15 protein-coding genes are annotated in these 17,312 nt (G+C 73.7%); 12 read left to right on the top strand and 3 right to left on the bottom strand.

What is annotated here, in order from left to right; translation table 11 throughout:
- The first annotated feature begins 2 nt into the window (after positions 1–2).
- Genes HDA43_RS28045 through HDA43_RS28070 form a run of 6 tightly spaced genes read left to right on the top strand, consistent with a single transcriptional unit; the run spans position 3 to position 4,233 of the window.
- The gene (locus tag HDA43_RS28045) at positions 3–1,292 is read left to right on the top strand and encodes an AI-2E family transporter (protein WP_179826989.1); all 1,290 of its coding nucleotides are present in this window, start codon (positions 3–5) and stop codon (positions 1,290–1,292) included.
- A gap of 11 nt (positions 1,293–1,303) precedes the next feature.
- A complete protein-coding gene (locus tag HDA43_RS28050; RefSeq protein ID WP_179826990.1) occupies positions 1,304–1,858 on the top strand; it encodes a PaaI family thioesterase in 555 nt (184 codons plus the stop codon).
- Positions 1,855–2,298, top strand: coding sequence for a dUTP diphosphatase (gene dut / locus HDA43_RS28055; RefSeq protein WP_179826991.1), 444 nt, complete (start codon positions 1,855–1,857; stop codon positions 2,296–2,298). Before HDA43_RS28050 ends, dut begins: the two co-directional genes overlap by 4 nt.
- A 60-nt stretch (positions 2,299–2,358) precedes the next feature.
- Positions 2,359–3,051 carry a DUF3710 domain-containing protein gene (locus HDA43_RS28060; RefSeq protein WP_179826992.1) on the top strand — a complete coding sequence of 231 codons (693 nt, stop codon included), beginning with the start codon at positions 2,359–2,361 and terminating at the stop codon, positions 3,049–3,051.
- A gap of 48 nt (positions 3,052–3,099) precedes the next feature.
- Positions 3,100–3,492 carry an OB-fold nucleic acid binding domain-containing protein gene (locus HDA43_RS28065; RefSeq protein ID WP_179826993.1) on the top strand — a complete coding sequence of 131 codons (393 nt, stop codon included), beginning with the start codon at positions 3,100–3,102 and terminating at the stop codon, positions 3,490–3,492.
- A gap of 33 nt (positions 3,493–3,525) precedes the next feature.
- Positions 3,526–4,233, top strand: coding sequence for a DUF3159 domain-containing protein (locus HDA43_RS28070; protein ID WP_179828756.1), 708 nt, complete (start codon positions 3,526–3,528; stop codon positions 4,231–4,233).
- 209 nt (positions 4,234–4,442) lie between these two features.
- Here HDA43_RS28070 and HDA43_RS28075 read toward each other — a convergent pair whose 3' ends face one another.
- Together HDA43_RS28075 and HDA43_RS28080 are read right to left on the bottom strand one after the other, a co-directional pair.
- Positions 4,443–5,111, bottom strand: a complete 669-nt coding sequence (locus HDA43_RS28075; protein WP_179826994.1) for a potassium channel family protein — start codon at positions 5,109–5,111, stop codon at positions 4,443–4,445.
- Positions 5,111–5,776, bottom strand: a complete 666-nt coding sequence (locus HDA43_RS28080) for a potassium channel family protein (protein ID WP_179826996.1) — start codon at positions 5,774–5,776, stop codon at positions 5,111–5,113. The genes HDA43_RS28075 and HDA43_RS28080 overlap by 1 nt, the downstream gene beginning before the upstream one ends.
- Before the next feature lie 112 nt (positions 5,777–5,888).
- Between HDA43_RS28080 and HDA43_RS28085 the strand changes: the two genes are divergently transcribed.
- On the top strand, positions 5,889–7,949 hold the full coding sequence (locus tag HDA43_RS28085) for an APC family permease (RefSeq protein ID WP_179826997.1): 2,061 nt from the start codon (positions 5,889–5,891) through the stop codon (positions 7,947–7,949).
- 70 nt (positions 7,950–8,019) lie between these two features.
- Positions 8,020–9,273 (top strand): class I SAM-dependent RNA methyltransferase, encoded by a 1,254-nt coding sequence (locus HDA43_RS28090; RefSeq protein WP_179826998.1) that lies wholly within the window; start codon positions 8,020–8,022, stop codon positions 9,271–9,273.
- A gap of 43 nt (positions 9,274–9,316) precedes the next feature.
- On the opposite strand, the gene HDA43_RS28095 is transcribed toward HDA43_RS28090, so the two are convergent.
- A complete protein-coding gene (locus HDA43_RS28095) occupies positions 9,317–10,465 on the bottom strand; it encodes a glycoside hydrolase family 18 protein (protein WP_179826999.1) in 1,149 nt (382 codons plus the stop codon).
- Positions 10,466–10,614: 149 nt separating this feature from the next.
- On the opposite strand from HDA43_RS28095, the gene HDA43_RS28100 reads away from it, so the two are divergent.
- The 4 genes from HDA43_RS28100 (at position 10,615) to HDA43_RS28115 (ending at position 17,127) form a co-directional block, all read left to right on the top strand.
- Positions 10,615–11,538 (top strand): LLM class F420-dependent oxidoreductase, encoded by a 924-nt coding sequence (locus HDA43_RS28100; RefSeq protein ID WP_179827000.1) that lies wholly within the window; start codon positions 10,615–10,617, stop codon positions 11,536–11,538.
- 144 nt (positions 11,539–11,682) lie between these two features.
- Complete coding sequence (locus HDA43_RS28105) at positions 11,683–13,170, top strand: 3' terminal RNA ribose 2'-O-methyltransferase Hen1 (protein WP_179827001.1); 1,488 nt, start codon at positions 11,683–11,685, stop codon at positions 13,168–13,170.
- 5 nt (positions 13,171–13,175) lie between these two features.
- A complete protein-coding gene (locus HDA43_RS28110; RefSeq protein WP_179827002.1) occupies positions 13,176–15,767 on the top strand; it encodes a polynucleotide kinase-phosphatase in 2,592 nt (863 codons plus the stop codon).
- A gap of 202 nt (positions 15,768–15,969) precedes the next feature.
- Positions 15,970–17,127, top strand: coding sequence for a VLRF1 family aeRF1-type release factor (locus HDA43_RS28115; RefSeq protein ID WP_179827003.1), 1,158 nt, complete (start codon positions 15,970–15,972; stop codon positions 17,125–17,127).
- Positions 17,128–17,312 lie beyond the last annotated feature (185 nt).

Consider the following 17,312-nt stretch of genomic DNA (forward strand, 5'->3'; position numbering starts at 1 on the left):
GCGTGATCTCCGACCGGGAACGTCTGACCCATCTGGTGCCACGCACGCTGCTCTGGCTGGCGGCCTGGAGCCTGTGCCTGATCATCATCGGCTGGGCCGTCTTCTACTTCTGGCAGTTCATCGTGATGCTGCACATCGTGGTGCTGCCGGTCGCGGTCGCGCTGCTGCTCACGGCGCTGCTGCACCCCCTCACCAGCAGGTTCCGGGCGTTGGGGATGCGGCCGATCTACGCCACCTGGCTGACCATGCTGATCGCGCTCGCGGTGCTGGCCGGCGTCGGCTGGTTCATCGGGCTGCGGGCCAGCGAAGAGTTCCCCCGGGTGATCGACCAGCTCAGATCCACGATCAAGGACGTGGAGAACTGGCTGTACAGCGGGCCGCTGCACCTGCAGCGCAACCAGATCAGCACCTGGATCGACAGCCTCACCGACCAGCTCAGCGCCAGCCGTAACCAGATCACCCAGACGGTCCTCACCGGCGCCACGGTCGCGGTGGAGGTGCTGGCCTCCCTGGTGCTGGTGGTCTTCGTCACCTTCTTCCTGCTCAAGGACGGCGCCCGGATCTGGTCGTGGCTCCTGAAGGCGTTCGGCTCCGTCGCGCCCCGCGTCGACCGGGCCGGACGCGCCGCCTGGACCACGCTGTCGCACTACGTGCACGGCACGGTCGCGGTGGCCGCCGTGCACGGCGTGGTCATGGGCATCGTGCTCGCCGGGATGGGCGTGCCGCTCTGGGCGCCGCTCGCCGTGCTGATCTTCATGGCCAGCTTCATCCCCCTCATCGGCATCCTCTTCGCCGGGGCGGTCGCGGCCCTGGTCACCCTCGGCGCCAAGGGCCTGTTCTACGCCCTGATCTTCGTGGGGATCCTGGTGATCGAGCAGCAGCTGGAGAACCACGTGCTCCAGCCGCTGATCGTCGGCCGGGCGCTCGACTTCCACCCGCTGGCGATCATCCTGGTGCTGGCCGTGGGCGGCGTCGTGGCGGGCATCGCCGGGGCCGCGGTGGCGGTGCCGATCGCCGCGGTGCTCTACCGGGCGCTGCCCGCGCTGACCGGTGACCAACCGGCCCTGCCACCCGCCCCACCGCCCGAACCGCCCGGGGAGGCCGAGGGGGCCGAGGGTCCGCGGACCCCGCCGGCCGCGTCCGGCCCGGCCGGGGACACACCGGCCGGATCGTCCGGCGCGGCCGGGGAGTCCGGATCGCCGGAAAGGACCGTTCCCTCCGGCGCCAGAGGGAACGCCGGGCCGGCGGGGGAGGACCCGGTGAATGAGGAGTCGCCGCAGCCCAGGCGGTAACGTTCTGCCTCGTGACCCGTTCAGCCCTGACGACCCCTCCGCCCGGAGCGGCCGGCCCCCGGCCGGCCTCCGGCGCCCCCGGCCCCGGTGAGCCGCTCGGCTCCCACTACAGCCGCTGCTTCGGCTGCGGCGACCGGCACCCCACCGGCCTGCACCTGAAGGCCGTCACGCCCGACGGGGAGACGGTGGTCGCCGAGTTCACCGTCGCCGAGGCCCACCAGGGCGCCCCGGGCCTCGCGCACGGCGGCGTGCTCGCCACGGCGATGGACGAGGTCATCGGCATGTCCATCTGGCTGTTCCGCCGCCCCTACGTCACCGCCCGGCTGGAGACCGACTACCTCGCGCCGGTCCCGGTCGGCACCACCCTGCACCTCCGGGCCTGGTGCACCGGGGTGTCGGGCCGGAAGGCGTACCTTGAAGCAGAGGGGCGGATCGGCTCGGCCGACGGACCGGTCGCCGTACGGGCCGCCGCCCTCTTCGTCGAGGTCGGCATGGAGCACTTCGCCGAGCACGGCGACGCCCAGACCCTCCTGGACGAGCATCACGACTACGAGGTGAACCCGTGAGCGAGAAGGTCGAGGTGCTGATCAGCCGCGTCGACGACGGGCTGCCGCTGCCGGACTACGCCCACCCGGGCGACGCCGGCGCCGACCTGCGCGCGGCCGAGGACGTCGAGCTGCCGCCGGGCGGACGCGCCACCGTGGGCACCGGCGTGGCGATCGCGCTGCCCGACGGCTACGCCGCCTTCGTCCACCCGCGCTCCGGCCTGGCGGCCGAGCACGGCGTGACGATCGTGAACGCGCCCGGCACCGTCGACGCGGGTTACCGTGGCGAGATCAGGGTGACGCTGCTCAACACCGACACCGGGCGGGCCGTACGGTTGCGCAGGGGGGACCGCATCGCGCAGCTGGTGGTCCAGCGGGTCGCCAGGGCGGTGTTCCACGAGGTGGACCGGCTGCCGGGGTCGGCGCGCGGCGCGGGGGGCTTCGGCTCCACCGGCCGCTGAGAGCCGGCGGGCGACCGGCCGGTGGCCCGCCGCATCGAGACTTCAAGGAGCGTGAGGAAAGTGTTCGGACGTCGCCGTCGTGAGGAGTCCCCGGTCCCGGCCGAGGAGTTCGCGCGGACCGAGGAGCCCAGGGGGACCACAGGGGGGCCGGCCAGGGGGTCCGGCCCGTGGGACGCCGCCGACGCCTACCCCGAGCGGGAGCGGGTCGATCTCGGCGGCCTGCGGCTGCCCGTCGACCAGGGGTTCGAGGTGCAGCTCAACCTCGCCGGCGAGCAGATCGTCGGCGCGGTCATCCTGTTCGAGGAGAGCGCCCTGCAGATACACGCCTTCGCCGCGCCCAAGCGCAGCGGCATCTGGGACGAGGTCCGGGCCGAGCTGGCCGCGGGCGTGAAGGCCGCGGGCGGGACCGCCGAGGAGAAGGAGGGACCGTTCGGCGTCGAGCTGGACGCCCGGGTCCCCGCCGACGGGGTCGCCCAGCCGGTCCGCTACATCGGCGTCGACGGCCCGCGCTGGTTCCTGCGGGCGGTCGTCAGCGGGCGCGCCGCGACGGACGCCGGGGTGGCCGAGACCCTGGAGGACGTGGTCCGCGACATCGTCGTCGTCCGGGGGGACGAGCCGATGGTGCCGAAGGAGCCGATCGAGCTGCGGCTGCCCCCGGAGGCCCGCCAGGCCATGGAGCAGCAGGCCGAGGCTCCGAACGGCCGGGACCTCCGGCCGTTCGAACGGGGGCCCGAGATCGCCGAGATCCGTTGACCCACCGGATCGCGTACGCTGTTGCAACACGTATGTGAAGGAGAGGTCGTGGGTTCTCAGGAACCGCATAAACAGGGCGGGTTTCGGAGTTTCTTCCGGCGGCTGACCACGAGTCAGGAGGAGCTGGAGGCCGATGAGCTCCAGCAGGACCTCGACCGGCACGGCGCCACCCCCATCGTCTCCTGTGCCGGGCGCCGCAGGTTCTGCGTGACCGGTACACTACGCACGGTGACGCTGCGGCCCCGTGGGGGCGCCCCGGCGCTGGAGGCGGAGCTCTACGACGGCTCCGACGTGGTCGAGCTGATCTGGCTCGGCCGCCGGAAGATCGCCGGGATCGAGCCGGGCCGCATGGTCCTGGCCGAGGGGCTGGTCAGCGTGCAGGACGGCCGCAAGGTGATGTTCAACCCGCGCTACGAGCTGCGTCCCGCGGGCGGTGCGTGACCCATCGACGAGCACGGAGCGGTGAACCAGAAGATGACCACCCCTGACCCCTCCGCCGGGGCCGCGAAGCAGGGTTCGACGGCGTCCGCGGAGGCCACCGCGCACGACACCGTCGAGGCGGCGATCCGCGTCCAGCTCGCCAAGGCGTTCGGCGGGGCGCGGGGCGTCGTCGAGGCGGCCGTGCCCACGATCGTCTTCACCCTGGCCTGGGTCATCACCTCCGACCTGCGGCAGTCGCTGACCGTCAGTATCGCGGCGGCGGTGGTGCTGCTCGTGGTGCGGCTGGCGCAGCGCTCGACGCCGCAGTTCGTCGTCAACAGCCTCATCGGCATCGGGATCGGCGCGTTCTTCGCCTCCCGCACCGGTGAGGCCCGCGACGTCTACCTCCCGGGCATCCTCTACAACGCGGGATACGCCGTGGCGATGCTGCTGTCCATCGTCACCCGGTGGCCCGTGGTGGGCTTCCTGATCGGGTCGGTCACCGGCGACCCGACCGGCTGGCGCGCCGACCCGGCTGTGGTGCGGCTCTGCTCCAGGCTCACCTGGCTGCTGCTGATCCCGTGCGCGGTCCGGGTGGCCGTGCAGCTGCCGGTCTACCTCATCGGCGGCAACGACGCCGTGGCCGAGCTGGGCATCCTCAAGATCGTCATGGGCTGGCCGCTGCAGATCGCCGGCCTCGCCGCGATGGTGTGGCTGCTGACCAGGGGCCGGACCCCGGCCCGCCCCACCGCCTCCTCCTGACCCTCGCGGGCTCATGGCGACGCTGCGCGTCGCGGCTCGGGGGCTTGGGTCCGGTGTCTTCCCTCGTCACTCCGCCGCTCCGCGGCTGCGTTCCTCAGTCCAGACACCGGTGCCCCCTCGCGGGCTCCCCGGAACGCGGAAACGGCCGCGGTACGGCGACGCCGTACCGCGGCCGTCCTCGTACCGCGGCCGTTCCCGTGTCGCGCGGCTCAGCCCGCCGCGCGCGGGGACAGCAGCCGGGCCAGCTCCTCCTCGACCTCCTGGTTGGCCACGAACATCAGCTCGTCGCCGGCCTCCAGCGGGTCGTCCTCGCTGGGCACCAGCACCCGGCCCTCGCGCAGGATCGCCACCAGCGCGGTGTCGGTGGGCCACGGCACCGACCCGGCCCGGTGGCCGACGACCGGCGCGTCCTCGGGGAGCGTGAGCTCGACCAGGTTGGCCTGGCCCTGGCGGAAGGTCATCAGCCGGACCAGGTCTCCCACGCTCACCGCCTCCTCCACCAGCGCGCTCAGCAGACGCGGGGTCGAGACGGCGACGTCCACCCCCCACGACTCGTTGAACAGCCACTCGTTCTTGGGGTGGTTGATCCGGGCGACCACGCGGGGCACGCCGTACTCGGTCTTGGCGAGCAGGGAGACGACGAGGTTGACCTTGTCGTCGCCGCTGGCGGCGACGACCACGTGGCAGTCGGCCAGGCTCGCCTCGTCCAGCGAGGAGATCTCGCAGGCGTCGGCGAGCAGCCACTCCGCCCGCGGCACCGTGTCGATCTTGATGGCCTTGGGGTCGATGTCGATGAGCAGGACCTCGTGGCCGTTCTCCAGGAGTTCGGCGGCGATGGACCGGCCGACGGCCCCCGCACCCGCGATGGTGACGCGCATCAGTGCCTCTCCTCCGGAGCCGCGGACAGCACCTTGTTGATGCGGTCCATGTCGTTCCCGGCCGCCATGACGTGCAGGATGTCGCCCTCCTGCAGCACGGTGTCGCTCTTGGGCAGCAGGGTCTCACCCATCCGGTTGATGAAGGCGGTGCGGGTGCCCGCCTCCGCCTCCAGGTCTCTGGTCCTGGTGCCGATCCAGCCCGGGTGGTAGGTCACCTCGGCGAGCACGACGGTCCCGGTGGGGTCGCGCCACAGCGGCTCGGCGCCCTCGGGCAGCACCCGGCGCAGGATCTGGTCGGCGGTCCAGCGGACCGTGGCCACGGTGGGGATGCCCAGCCGCTGGTAGACCTCGGCGCGCCGGGAGTCGTAGATCCGGGCCACCACGTTGTCCACGCCGAACGTCTCTCGGGCGACCCGGGCGGAGATGATGTTGGAGTTGTCGCCGCTGCTCACCGCCACGTAGGCGCCGGCCGACTCGATCCCGGCCTCCTCCAGCACGTCGCGGTCGAAGCCGACGCCGGTCACCCGGCGGCCCCGGAACCCCGCCCGCAGGCGGCGGAACGCCTGGGGGTCCCGGTCGATGATGGCGACCGAGTGGCCGCTGTCCTCCAGGATGTGCGCCAGCGTGGAACCGACACGCCCACATCCCATGATCACGATATGCATGCTCCCCCGCCGGTCGCTTGAGGCGGATCTTGCTCCGAATGTACCTAGCCAGTATGGCCCTGTGGGGGAGTGCCGTGTCGGCGGGGTTTGACAGCGACTAGCATCGGCAGACGTGTCAAAGGTGACGGACCTCGTCAAGCGCCTTTTCATCGGGCGCGCGCTGCGCAGTACGCAGCTGCATGAGCAACTGCTCCCCAAGCGTATCGCGCTGCCGGTTTTCGCCAGTGACGCTCTCTCCTCGGTCGCCTACGCGCCCCAGGAGATCCTCGTCATCCTGTCGATCGCCGGTGTCTCCTTCTACGGCTTCGCCCCCTGGGTCGCCGCCGCGGTGGTCGTGGTGATGCTCACGGTCGTCGCGTCCTACCGGCAGAACGTGCACGCCTACCCCAGCGGCGGCGGCGACTACGAGGTGGCCACCGTCAACCTCGGGCAGAACGCCGGCCTCACCGTGGCCAGCGCGCTCATGGTCGACTACATCCTCACCGTCGCGGTGTCGGTGGCCAACGGCGTCGACTACGTGGGCGCGACGATCCCCTACGTCGCCGAGCACAAGCCGCAGATCGCGATTCTCATCGTCGTGCTGCTGACGATCGTCAACCTCCGCGGCATCCGCGAGTCCGGGGCGGCCTTCGCCATCCCCACCTACACCTTCATGTTCGCCGTCATCGGCCTGGTCCTGTGGGGCGGCTTCCGGCTGCTGGTCCTCGGCGACGAGCTGCGCGCGCCCACCGCCGGGTACCAGATCATCAGCGAGCAGTCGAACCTCGCCTCCCTGGCGGCGGTGTTCCTGATCCTGCGGGCGTTCTCCTCCGGCTGCGCCGCCCTCACCGGCGTGGAGGCGATCAGCAACGGCGTGCCCGCCTTCCGCAAGCCCAAGAGCAAGAACGCCGCGACCACGCTGCTCATGATGGGCCTGATCGCGATCACCATGTTCGTCGGCATCATCACGCTCGGCCTGGCCTCCGGCGTCAAGCTCGCCGACCCCGCCACCGCCGCGACCAGCGTGCTCATCAACGGCCGTCCCGCCGGGCCCGGCTACAACCAGCCGCCGATCATCGCCCAGGTCGCCGAGGCCGTGTTCGGCAGCGGATCGGTGTTCTTCGTCGTCATCGCCGCCGTCACCGCGCTCATCCTGTTCCTGGCGGCCAACACCGCCTTCAACGGCTTCCCGGTGCTCGGCGCCATCCTGGCCCAGGACCGCTTCCTGCCCCGCCAGCTGCACAACCGGGGCGACCGGCTCGCCTTCTCCAACGGCATCGTCATCCTGGCGGCCGGGGCCTGCCTGCTGCTGTGGGGGTTCCAGGCCGACGTCAGCCGCCTGCTCAACCTCTACATCGTCGGCGTCTTCGTCTCCTTCACCCTCAGCCAGACCGGCATGGTGCGGCACTGGACCCGCCACCTGAGGGGCGAGAGCGAACCGCCGGCGCGCGCCCGGATGCGCCGCTCCCGGGTGATCAACTTCTTCGGCGGCGTCATGACCGGCCTGGTGCTGGTGGTGGTGCTGCTGACCAAGTTCACCCACGGCGCCTGGATCGTCTGCGTGGCCATGCCCGTGCTGTTCCTGATGATGAAGGCCATCCGCCGCCACTACGACAACGTCTCGCAGGAACTGGCCATCGCCGAGGACACGCAGGTGGACGAGTCGATGCTGCCGGCGCGCAACCACGCCGTCGTCCTGGTCTCCAAGATCCACAAGCCGACGCTGCGGGCCCTCTCCTACGCCCGCGCCACCCGCCCCTCCACCCTGGAGGCCGTCACCGTGGGCGTGGAGGGCGAGGAGGCCAGGGCGCTGCAGGAGGAGTGGGAACGGCGGGGCATCGCCGTACCGCTGAAGACCCTCGACTCGCCCTACCGCGAGATCACCAGGCCGATCCTGGAGTACGTCAAGTCGCTGCGCCGCCGCTCGCCGCGCGACGTGGTGACCGTCTACATCCCCGAGTACGTGGTCGGTCACTGGTGGGAGCACCTGCTGCACAACCAGAGCGCGCTGCGGCTCAAGGGCCGCCTGCTGTTCCAGCCCGGCGTGATGGTGACCAGCGTGCCCTGGCAGCTGCACTCCGCCGACCGCCTCAAAAGCCGCCGCGCCCAGCGGGCCGCCGCCACGGCCGTCCGCCGCCCCTGGTCCGGGGGCGTGCCGCAGGGCATGGATCGCGGCCAGGACACCAAGGCTTAATCTTTCGTATACGTCGTATGCGCTCCGGACCGCGGGGAGGCTCGACAGAAATCTTTGGGGGCATCAGATCATGGCGATCGAACTGACGGTGGGGCCCGTCGCACACGGCGGCTGGTGCGTCGCCCGCCATGACGGCCGAGTGGTCTTCGTCCGCCACGCCCTGCCCGGCGAGCGCGTCATGGCCGAGGTGACCGAGGAGACCACCCGGTTCCTGCGCGCCGACGCGGTCGAGATCCTCCAGCCCTCACCCGACCGGGTGACCCCGCCGTGCCCCTTCGCCGGCCCCGGCCTCTGCGGCGGCTGCGACTGGCAGCACGCCTCCCTCGACGCCCAGCGCCTGCTCAAGACCGAGGTCGTCGCCGAGCAGCTGCGCCGCCTGGCCGGGATCGAGTGGAAGGGCGTCGTCGAGGAGGTCCCCGGCGCCCCCGACGGCCTCGGCTGGCGCACCCGCGTGCAGTTCGCCGTCGACCGCGACGGCGTCCCGGGCCTGCGCCGCCACCGCTCTCACGACGTCCAGCCGGTGGACCTCTGCCTGATCGCGCACCCCGAGGTGGAGAACGTCGGCGTCGAGGTGATGAACTGGCGCAACGCCTCCACGGTGGAGGTCATCGCCTCCGGCACCGGCGACCAGGCCGTGGTGATCACCCCCCGGCCGCGCCGTACGGTGGCCGTGCCCGACCTCGACCGGAGCGTCGCCGTCCTCGTCGACGAGGGCAGGGGCCGCACCCGCGCGGTCCACGGCCGCGGCCACGTCGTCGAGCGGGTCGGCGACCGGGACTTCCAGGTCACCGGCAGCGGTTTCTGGCAGATCCACCCCGGCGCCGCCGCCGCACTACGGGACGCGGTCATGGAGTTCGCCGTCCCGCGGCCGGGGGAGTGGGCCCTGGACCTCTACTGCGGGGTCGGTCTCTTCGCCGCCGCGCTCGCCGAGGCGGTCGGCGAGGAGGGCGCCGTGTTCGGCGTCGAGTCCGACGCCGCCGCCGTGCGCGACGCCCAGCGCAACCTCCGCGACCTGCCCCAGGCCCGGTTCGCCCGGGGCCGCGTGGAGGACGCCCTCGACCGGTTCGACATCGAGCGCGCCGACATCGTCGTCGTCGACCCGCCCCGGGCCGGCCTCGGCCGCGACGTCGTCGAACAGGTCACGGGCCTCGACGCGAGCCGCGTCGTCTACGTCTCATGCGACCCGGCCACCCTCGCCCGCGACCTCGCCTGGTTCGCCGACCACCGCTACACCCTCGCCGACCTGCGCGCCTTCGACGCCTTCCCGATGACCCACCACGTGGAGTGCGTCGCCCTCCTGAAGCCCGCCGGAAAGGACGACTGACCCAGGACCTCCGCCCTCGGACCGCCTGTGACGCCGGCGGCCCTCACCTCTCCCGGCCGGGGGCGCCGGCCAGGAGGCGGGCCCCGCCGGGGCCGGAGGCGGGGGCGGCCTCCCGGACCGACAGCCAGGCCAGGCCGTTGCGGGCGGTGAAGCCGGTCAGTGTGCGGGTCTCGGCGTCGGTGAGCCCCCGCGGGCCGGTCAGGACCGGCGACAGGGCGATCCGGTCCCAGGCGGCCGGGCGGCCCAGGGACCGGGCGACCTGGGGCTGGGCCGCCCGGACCGCCGCGGCGACCGCGCCGAGACGGGCGCGCCCGGCCGGGGTGCGGTCGAGCGGGACCAGGAGGTCGACGGCGCCGATCTCCACACCGGCCAGCCGGGTGGACCTGAGCATCGCCCGGCCACGAGGGGTCAGCCCCGCCGCGGTGGCCGGCAGCGCGACGCCCACCGTGAGGGGACGGCCGCGCGCCGCCGCCTCGCGCTGGAGGGCCGCGATCGCGCGGGCACGGCGCAGCACGGTCTCCGGGCCGTCCGGCTCTTGCGGCTCGAAGGCGGCGTAGGAGGCCCCCAGCGCGCCGATCGCCCGGCGGTAGGCGGCGGCGAGCCGGTCCGGGTCGGCGCAGGCGGCGGCCGGCTCGCGGCCCGCGGGGCCTCCGAAGACGACTCCCACCTCGCCGCCGGCCGCGCGCATCGGGCCGAGGCGGGAGACGATCGCGCCGGCCCGCCCGGGCAGGCCCGCCCATCCGGCGGCGCAGCCGTCGCCGACGGCCACCAGGTGGCCGAGGACGACCCACCGGGAGCGCCCGGCCGTGCCGTACTCGGTGAACGACGGATCGCGGGCGACGTCGGCGAAGGGCACGACGCCGGACGGACGGCCGGTCGGCGGCTCGGGCCGGGCCGGTCCGGGTCCGGCGGACGGGAGGGAATCCGGCCGGGAGGGTCCGGGCCTGGAGGAGCCGGAACCGGGGGTTCCCGGACCGGAGGGGGCCGGGCGGGGAGCGGCCCCGCCGCGGGCCGGACCCTCCGGCCCGGGGCCACCCGCCCAGGGCCGGTTCACCGGACCGGACGGCAGCAGCCACACCGCGACGCCGGTCCCGGCCAGGAGCACGGCCGACGCCAGCGCGGTCAACGGCCGGGGCAGGGTGCCCGGCCCGCCGGAACGGCGGGTCGCGGAGCGGTCTGTCGTGACCGGCATGGGGTCCCCCTCCTCGATGCCGTCCGATGGTCGCTCTGCGCGCCGGATCCGCCACCCGGCGCTTCTCAAGGCTCGAACGCTAGCAAGGGCCCGCGGCGCGGGGCGGGCTTTCTGCGGATGCCGTCCGGTGTGCCCGGATAATGGGGGACATGAAGTTGAGGATCTTCACTGAACCGCAGCAGGGCTCCACCTACGAGGAACTGCTGACGGTCGCGCGGACGGCGGAGCGGCTCGGGTTCGACGCGTTCTTCCGGTCGGACCACTACCTGCGGATCAGCGAGGGCGACCCCGGACCGGGCTCCTCCGACGCCTGGGTGACCCTTGCCGGCCTGGCCAGGGACACCTCCACGATCCGGCTCGGCACCCTGGTCAGTCCCGCCACCTTCCGGTTGCCCGGCCCGCTGGCGATCAGCGTGGCCCAGGTGGACCAGATGAGCGGCGGCCGGGTCGAGCTGGGGCTGGGGACGGGCTGGTTCGACGCCGAGCACACCGCCTACGGCATCCCGTTCCCGCCGGTCGGCGAGCGGTTCAGCCGGTTCGAGGAGCAGCTGGAGATCATCACCGGGCTGTGGTCCACGCCTCCCGGCGAGACCTTCTCCTTCGAGGGCGCCCACTACCGGCTGGCCGACTCCCCGGCCCTGCCCAAGCCGGTGCAGAGCCCGAGGCCGCCGATCATCATCGGCGGGTTCGGCGCCACGCGGACCCCGCGGCTGGCCGCGCGGTTCGCCGACGAGTACAACCTGCCGTTCCATGACCTCGGCGACACCGAGCTGGCGTTCGACCGGGTCAGGAAGGCGTGCGAGGCCGCCGGCCGGGACCCGATCGTGCTGTCGGTCGCGCAGACCGTGGCGGTCGGGGCCGACGAGGCCGAGGCCGCGCGCCGGGCGCGGGCCGCCGGGCACGACCTCGCCGCGCTGCGCGCCAACGGGCTGGCGGGCACCCCCGCCGAGGTGGCCGAGAAGATCGGCAGGTTCGCCGAGCTGGGCGCCGAGCACCTCTACCTGCAGGTCATGGACCTGTCGGACCTGGACCACCTGGAGCTCATCGCCGCCGAGGTGCTCCCGCACGTCTGACCACCGCGCCTCCCGTCCCGCCGGCCCCGCACGGCCGCGGCGCCTCCCGCCCCGCCCGGCCGCCGCGTCGCCGCGCGGGGCCGGCCGGTCCGGGGCCGGTTAACCCATGGCCCGGTTCGCCGGGTATGAGGCAAACTGTCGCGGGTGCTGATCACGATCTCCACGACCGCGCGCCCCGCGACCGACCTCGGGTTCCTGCTGCACAAGCACCCCGGCCGGGTCCAGGAGTTCGGCCAGTCGTACGGCGTGGCCCGCGTCTTCTACCCCGAGGCGGACGAGGAGCGTTGCACCGCCGCGCTCATGCTGGACGTCGACCCGGTCCGCCTGGTCCGCTCCCGCGGCCGGTCCACCCCCGACTACGCCCTGGGCCAGTACGTCAACGACCGGCCCTACGCCGCGTCGTCGCTGCTGGCCGTGGCCCTGGGGGACGTGTTCCGCACCGCCCGCGCCGGACGCTGCGCCGCCCGCCCGGAGCTGGCCGCCCGGCCGATCCCGCTGGAGATCACGCTGCCCGCCCTGCCCTGCCGGGGCGGGCCGGAGGCGGCCCGCCGGTTCTTCGAGCCGCTGGGCTGGACGGTCGAGGCGGACGCCGTGCCGCTGGACGAGCGGTTCCCCCGATGGGGCGACTCCCGCTACGTCCGGCTGACGCTGCGCGGCGAGCTGCGCCTGGCCGACGCCCTCAACCAGCTCTACGTGCTGCTGCCGGTGCTGGACGACTCGAAGCACTACTGGGTCGCCTCCGACGAGGTCGACAAGCTCATCCGGGCGGGGGAGTCCTGGCTGGCGGCCCACCCCGACCGGAACCTGATCACCCGCCGCTACCTGGGCCGCCGCCGGGCGCTGGAGCGGGCGGCCTTCGCCCGCCTGGCCGAACTGGGCGACGACGTGGCGGAGGCGCTGGAGCCGCCCGTCGAGGAGGACCCCGCCGACCCCGCCGTACGTGATGAGCCCGGTGCGCCCGAGACGCCCGGCGCCGCCGGGGAGGAGACCGCGCCGGACGCGCCGTCCCGGCGCCCGCTGAACGTCCTGCGCCGGGAGACGGTGATCGGCGTGCTGGAGGAGCTGGGCGCGCGTACGGTCATCGACCTGGGCTGCGGGTCGGGGCAGCTCGTCGGCGCGCTGCTGGAGCGGCCCGCCTTCACCAGGGTCGCCGGTACGGACGTCTCGACGCAGGCGCTGGCCGTCGCCGCCAGGCGGCTCCGGCTCGACCGGATGCCGGAGCGGACCAGGGAGCGGCTGGAGCTGTTCCAGGGGGCGCTGACCTACACCGACGACCGGTTCGCCGGATACGACGCCGCGGTGCTCATGGAGGTCGTCGAGCACGTGGACCCGTCCCGGCTGGGCACGCTGGAGCACGTGGTCTTCGGCGCGGCCCGTCCCCGGCACGTGATCGTGACGACGCCGAACGCCGAGTACAACGTCCGCTACGAGTTCCTCGACGGCATGCGCCACCCCGACCACCGCTTCGAGTGGACCCGCGCCGAGTTCCGGGCGTGGGCGCTGGGGGCGGGCGAGCGCAACGGCTACCGGGCGGAGTTCCGGCCGGTCGGCGAGGACGACCCCGAGGCGGGGCCGCCCACCCAGCTGGCGGTGTTCACCCGGGTGGACGAGACGGTACGGGAAGGGGAGTGACCGGGATGACCGAGACCACCGGAAGCACCGGAAGCACCGAGAGCACCGGGACCACCGGGACGGCCGAGACCACCGGAACCGTCGGGACCACCGAGAGCACCCGGACCACCGAGATCGTCGTGCCGGAGATGTCGCTGGTCGTGCTCGTCGGGATCTCCGGCAGCGGCAAGTCGACCTTCGCCCGCCGCCGCTTCGCGCCCACCCAGGTCATCTCCTCCGACTTCTGCCGCGGACTGGTGGCCGACGACGAGAACGACCAGGGCGCCAGCGCCGACGCCTTCGACGTGCTGCACCACATCGTCGGCACCCGCCTGCGGCGCGGCCTGCTGACGGTCGTGGACGCCACGAACGTCCAGCGGGAGGCGCGCGGGAAGCTCGTCGAGCTCGCCAAGGCCCACGACGTGCTCGCCGACGCGATCGTCCTGGACGTGCCCGAGCCGGTCGCGGCCGGGCGCAACGCGGCCAGGCCCGACCGGGACTTCGGGCCCCACGTGATCCGGCGGCAGGCCAGGGACCTGCGCCGGTCGATGCGGGGCCTCTCCCGCGAGGGGTTCCGCCGGGTCCACGTGCTGCGCGGAACCGACGAGATCGAAGCCGCCACGGTCGTCACCGAGCGGGCGTGGACCGACCGGCGGGAGCTGACCGGCCCGTTCGACATCATCGGCGACGTGCACGGCTGCCGCGCCGAGCTGGAGGCGCTGCTGCGCGCCCTCGGCTGGGAGATCCACCCCGACGGCGCCGGAGCGACCCACCCCGAGGGCCGGACGGCGGTCTTCCTCGGCGACCTGGTCGACCGCGGGCCCGACACGCCGGGCGTGCTCCGGCTGGTCATGGGCATGGTCGCCGCCGGGACGGCGCTGTGCGTGTCGGGCAACCACGAGCAGAAGCTCTCCCGCGCCCTCGCCGGCCGCAAGGTCAGGGTCGCCCACGGCCTCGCGGAGTCGCTGGAACAGCTCGCGGCCGAGCCGGAGGAGTTCCGCGCCGCCGCGCTGACCTTCATGAACGGGCTGATCAGCCACTACCGGCTCGACGGCGGACGGCTCGTCGTCGCGCACGCCGGGCTGAAGGAGGCGTACCACGGCCGCGCCTCGGGGCGGGTGCGCTCCTTCGCGCTGTACGGCGACACCACCGGCGAGACCGACGAGTACGGCCTGCCGGTGCGCTACCCCTGGGCGCGGGAGTACCGGGGCCGGGCCACGGTCGTCTACGGCCACACCCCCGTCCCCGAGCCCGAGTGGGTCAACAACACGATCTGCCTGGACACCGGGGCCGTGTTCGGCGGCCGGCTCACCGCGCTGCGCTACCCCGAGAAGGAGATCGTCTCGGTGCCGGCCGGGAAGACCTGGTACGAGCCGCTCCGGCCGGTGGCCGCCCCCGGCCACCGCGACCCGGGCACGCTCGCCGCGGGCGACGTCCGGGGCCCCATGCACGTCGAGGTGCGCCACGGCGGCGGCCGTATCAAGGTCCGGGAGGAGAACGCGGCCGCGGCACTGGAGATCATGAGCCGGTTCGCGGTCGATCCGCGCTGGCTGGTCTACCTGCCGCCGACGATGGCGCCGCCGGAGACCTCCGCCCTCGACGGCTGCCTGGAGCACCCGGAGGAGGCGTTCGCGGAGTTCGCCGCGGCCGGGGTCACCCGCGTCGTCTGCCAGGAGAAGCACATGGGGTCGCGGGCGGTCGCCGTGCTCGCCAGGAACGCGGAGACGGCCGCCGCGCGGTTCGGGGTCTCCGACGGGAGCACGGGGGTCGTGCACACCCGCACCGGCCGGTCCTTCTTCGACGACACCACCGGGCTGGTGGACCGGCTCCGGCGGGCGTGCGAGCCGCTCATGGACGAGCTGGGCACCGACTGGCTGGTGCTCGACGGCGAGCTGCTGCCCTGGTCGGCGAAGGCGGAGGGGCTGATCCGCAGCCAGTACGCGTCGGTGGGGGCGGCGGCCCGCGCCGCGCTGCCCGAGGCGGTCGCCGCGCTGGAGGCGGCGGCCGGGCGCGGGTTGGATGTGGGCGATCTGCTGGACCGCACCCGTCGCCGCCTGGATAACGCTGCCCGATTCCGGGACGCCTATGCGCGATACTGCTGGGAAGTGGACGGACTGGACGGCCTGCGGCTGGCGCCGTTCCAGATCCTGGCCTGCGAGGGCCGCGTCACCGCCCTGGAGCCGCACACCTGGCATCTGGAGACGCTCTCGCGGCTCACCGACCCGCTGATCGCGCCCACCCGGCACGTGTTCGCCGACCTCGCCTCGGACTCCTCCCGGGAGGCGGCCACCGCCTGGTGGTCGGAGCTGACCGCCGCCGGCGGCGAGGGCATGGTGGTCAAGCCGCTGGACGCCCCGGAGGGAAGCCGGACGCAGCCCGGCATCAAGGTGCGCGGCCGGGAGTACCTGCGGATCGTCTACGGCCCCGACTACACCGAGAGCCTTCCGGAGCTGCGCCATCGCTTCCTGGGCCGCAAGCGCTCGCTGGCCCTGCGCGAGTACGCCCTGGGCCTGGAGGCGCTCTCCCGGCTGGCCGAGGGCGAGCCGCTGTGGCGGGTCCACGAACCGGTCTTCGCGGTCCTGGCGCTGGAGTCGGAGCCGGTGGACCCGCGCCTGTAGGTCCCGGGGGCACGTCCGGGCGGCGACGGGCCGCGCCGGGCGGGCCCGCGTCCGCGAACCTCGGGGAGGACGGTGATCCCCCGGTAAAGACCGGGACAGGAGCGGGATATTTCCCCGCCCGCCCGGCGAGTCCTTTCCGTACCGGTCCATAGGCTTGGAGCCCGGATCAGGCTTGTGGCCCGGACCGTCGGAGGGGGACGTCGTGAGGTTCGACCGCGCTGCCCTGAGGGAGGTCGTCTCCATCAGCGATGAGCTGGGGGTCCTGTCCTTCTACGTGACCGTGGACCCCCGGGCCGACCCCGGGTCGCGCCCCGCGTGGCGGATCAAGTTCGCCAACGACCTGGGCGAGCTGCGCAGGCGGGCCGAGGCCGACCCCGAGCGGGCGCGGCGCACGGCCGTCCTGAAGCGGCTGGACGGGCTGGAGCGCGACTTCCACGCACTGCTCGACCCGTCCCGGCCGGGGGTGGGGCGGGTGCTGTTCGCCCCGGTCGGCAGGGACGAGGCGCGGACCTTCTCCTTCCAGCTGCCGGTCGCCGACCAGATGGTGCTGGAGACGACGGCGTACGTGCGCCCGCTGGTCAACACCGTGGAGACCGCGCCGCCCGCCGGGATCGTCGTGGTCTCCCGGGACGGGACGCGCGTGGTCGACTACCGGTACGGCCAGGCCGAGGACCTCGGCGGCATGCGCTTCGAGATCGCCTCCGACGACTGGCGCGACCCCGGCGGCCCCTCCCGCACCGACTATCCCTCGCACGGCACCCCCTACCGCGACAGGTTCGAGAAGAGGGTCGCCGACAACGTCGCCCGCCTGACGCGCGAGGCGGGTCAGCGCGTCGCCGAGGAGGCCGCGAACCGCGGCTGGACCGCGATCGTGGTGCTCGGCGACCCTCCGCTGGGTGAGATCCTCGCCGGGGAGCTGAACGGCGACGTCATCCAGCTCGGCTCGGTGGCGGAGCCGGGGTCCCCGACGAAGCTGGTCGAGCGGGTGCGGCCGCAGCTGGAGCAGGCCAGGACCCGCCTGGGCGCCCTGCTGGCCGGCCAGGCCAGGGACGGGGCGCTGTCCGGCGGGCGGGGGTCGCTCGGCCTGGCGGACACGCTCGGCGCGCTGAACGACAGCCGGGTGGCGCAGCTCCTGCTGGACGAGTCCCGGGAGTGGAGCGGCAGGTGCGCCGCGGACGGGCTGCTCTACCCGCCGTACGCGACCCCGCCGGGGAATCCGGAGATCACCGAGGAGCCCAGGATGGGCGAGCGCATGATCGAGCGGGCCCTGGACATCGACGCGGAGGTGATCGTCTTGGACGGCGCGGCCGCCGAGGCCCTGGCCGACGTCGACGGGGTCGGGGCGATCCTGCGCTGGTGACCGGCCGCGGACCCGGGCCGGTCGCCGCCCGGTCACCGTGAAAGACTCTCACACGGAGCCCGCCGGGCCGTCCCGGTCCCGTACGCCCGGCCGGTGTCACCGGGTCCGCCGGGCGCCGTCGGGTGCTCTCGGGCGCTCTCAGGCACTGTCGGGCCGCACGCCGACGAGCCGCGTTCCGCCGGCCC

Origin of the sequence: Streptosporangium sandarakinum (assembly GCF_013409935.1) — a bacterium.
Taxonomy (GTDB): Bacteria; Actinomycetota; Actinomycetes; order Streptosporangiales; family Streptosporangiaceae; genus Streptosporangium; species Streptosporangium nondiastaticum.

What these genes read in the sequence shown, in the direction of transcription:
- HDA43_RS28070 (WP_179828756.1), top strand. Translation starts at nt 3,526, where the DNA reads ATGACCACCCCTGACCCCTCCGCCGGGGCCGCGAAGCAGGGTTCGACG.
- HDA43_RS28075 (WP_179826994.1), bottom strand. Translation starts at nt 5,111, where the DNA reads ATGCGCGTCACCATCGCGGGTGCGGGGGCCGTCGGCCGGTCCATCGCC.
- HDA43_RS28080 (WP_179826996.1), bottom strand. Translation starts at nt 5,776, where the DNA reads ATGCATATCGTGATCATGGGATGTGGGCGTGTCGGTTCCACGCTGGCG.
- HDA43_RS28090 (WP_179826998.1), top strand. Translation starts at nt 8,020, where the DNA reads ATGGCGATCGAACTGACGGTGGGGCCCGTCGCACACGGCGGCTGGTGC.
- HDA43_RS28095 (WP_179826999.1), bottom strand. Translation starts at nt 10,465, where the DNA reads ATGCCGGTCACGACAGACCGCTCCGCGACCCGCCGTTCCGGCGGGCCG.
- HDA43_RS28100 (WP_179827000.1), top strand. Translation starts at nt 10,615, where the DNA reads ATGAAGTTGAGGATCTTCACTGAACCGCAGCAGGGCTCCACCTACGAG.
- HDA43_RS28110 (WP_179827002.1), top strand. Translation starts at nt 13,176, where the DNA reads ATGACCGAGACCACCGGAAGCACCGGAAGCACCGAGAGCACCGGGACC.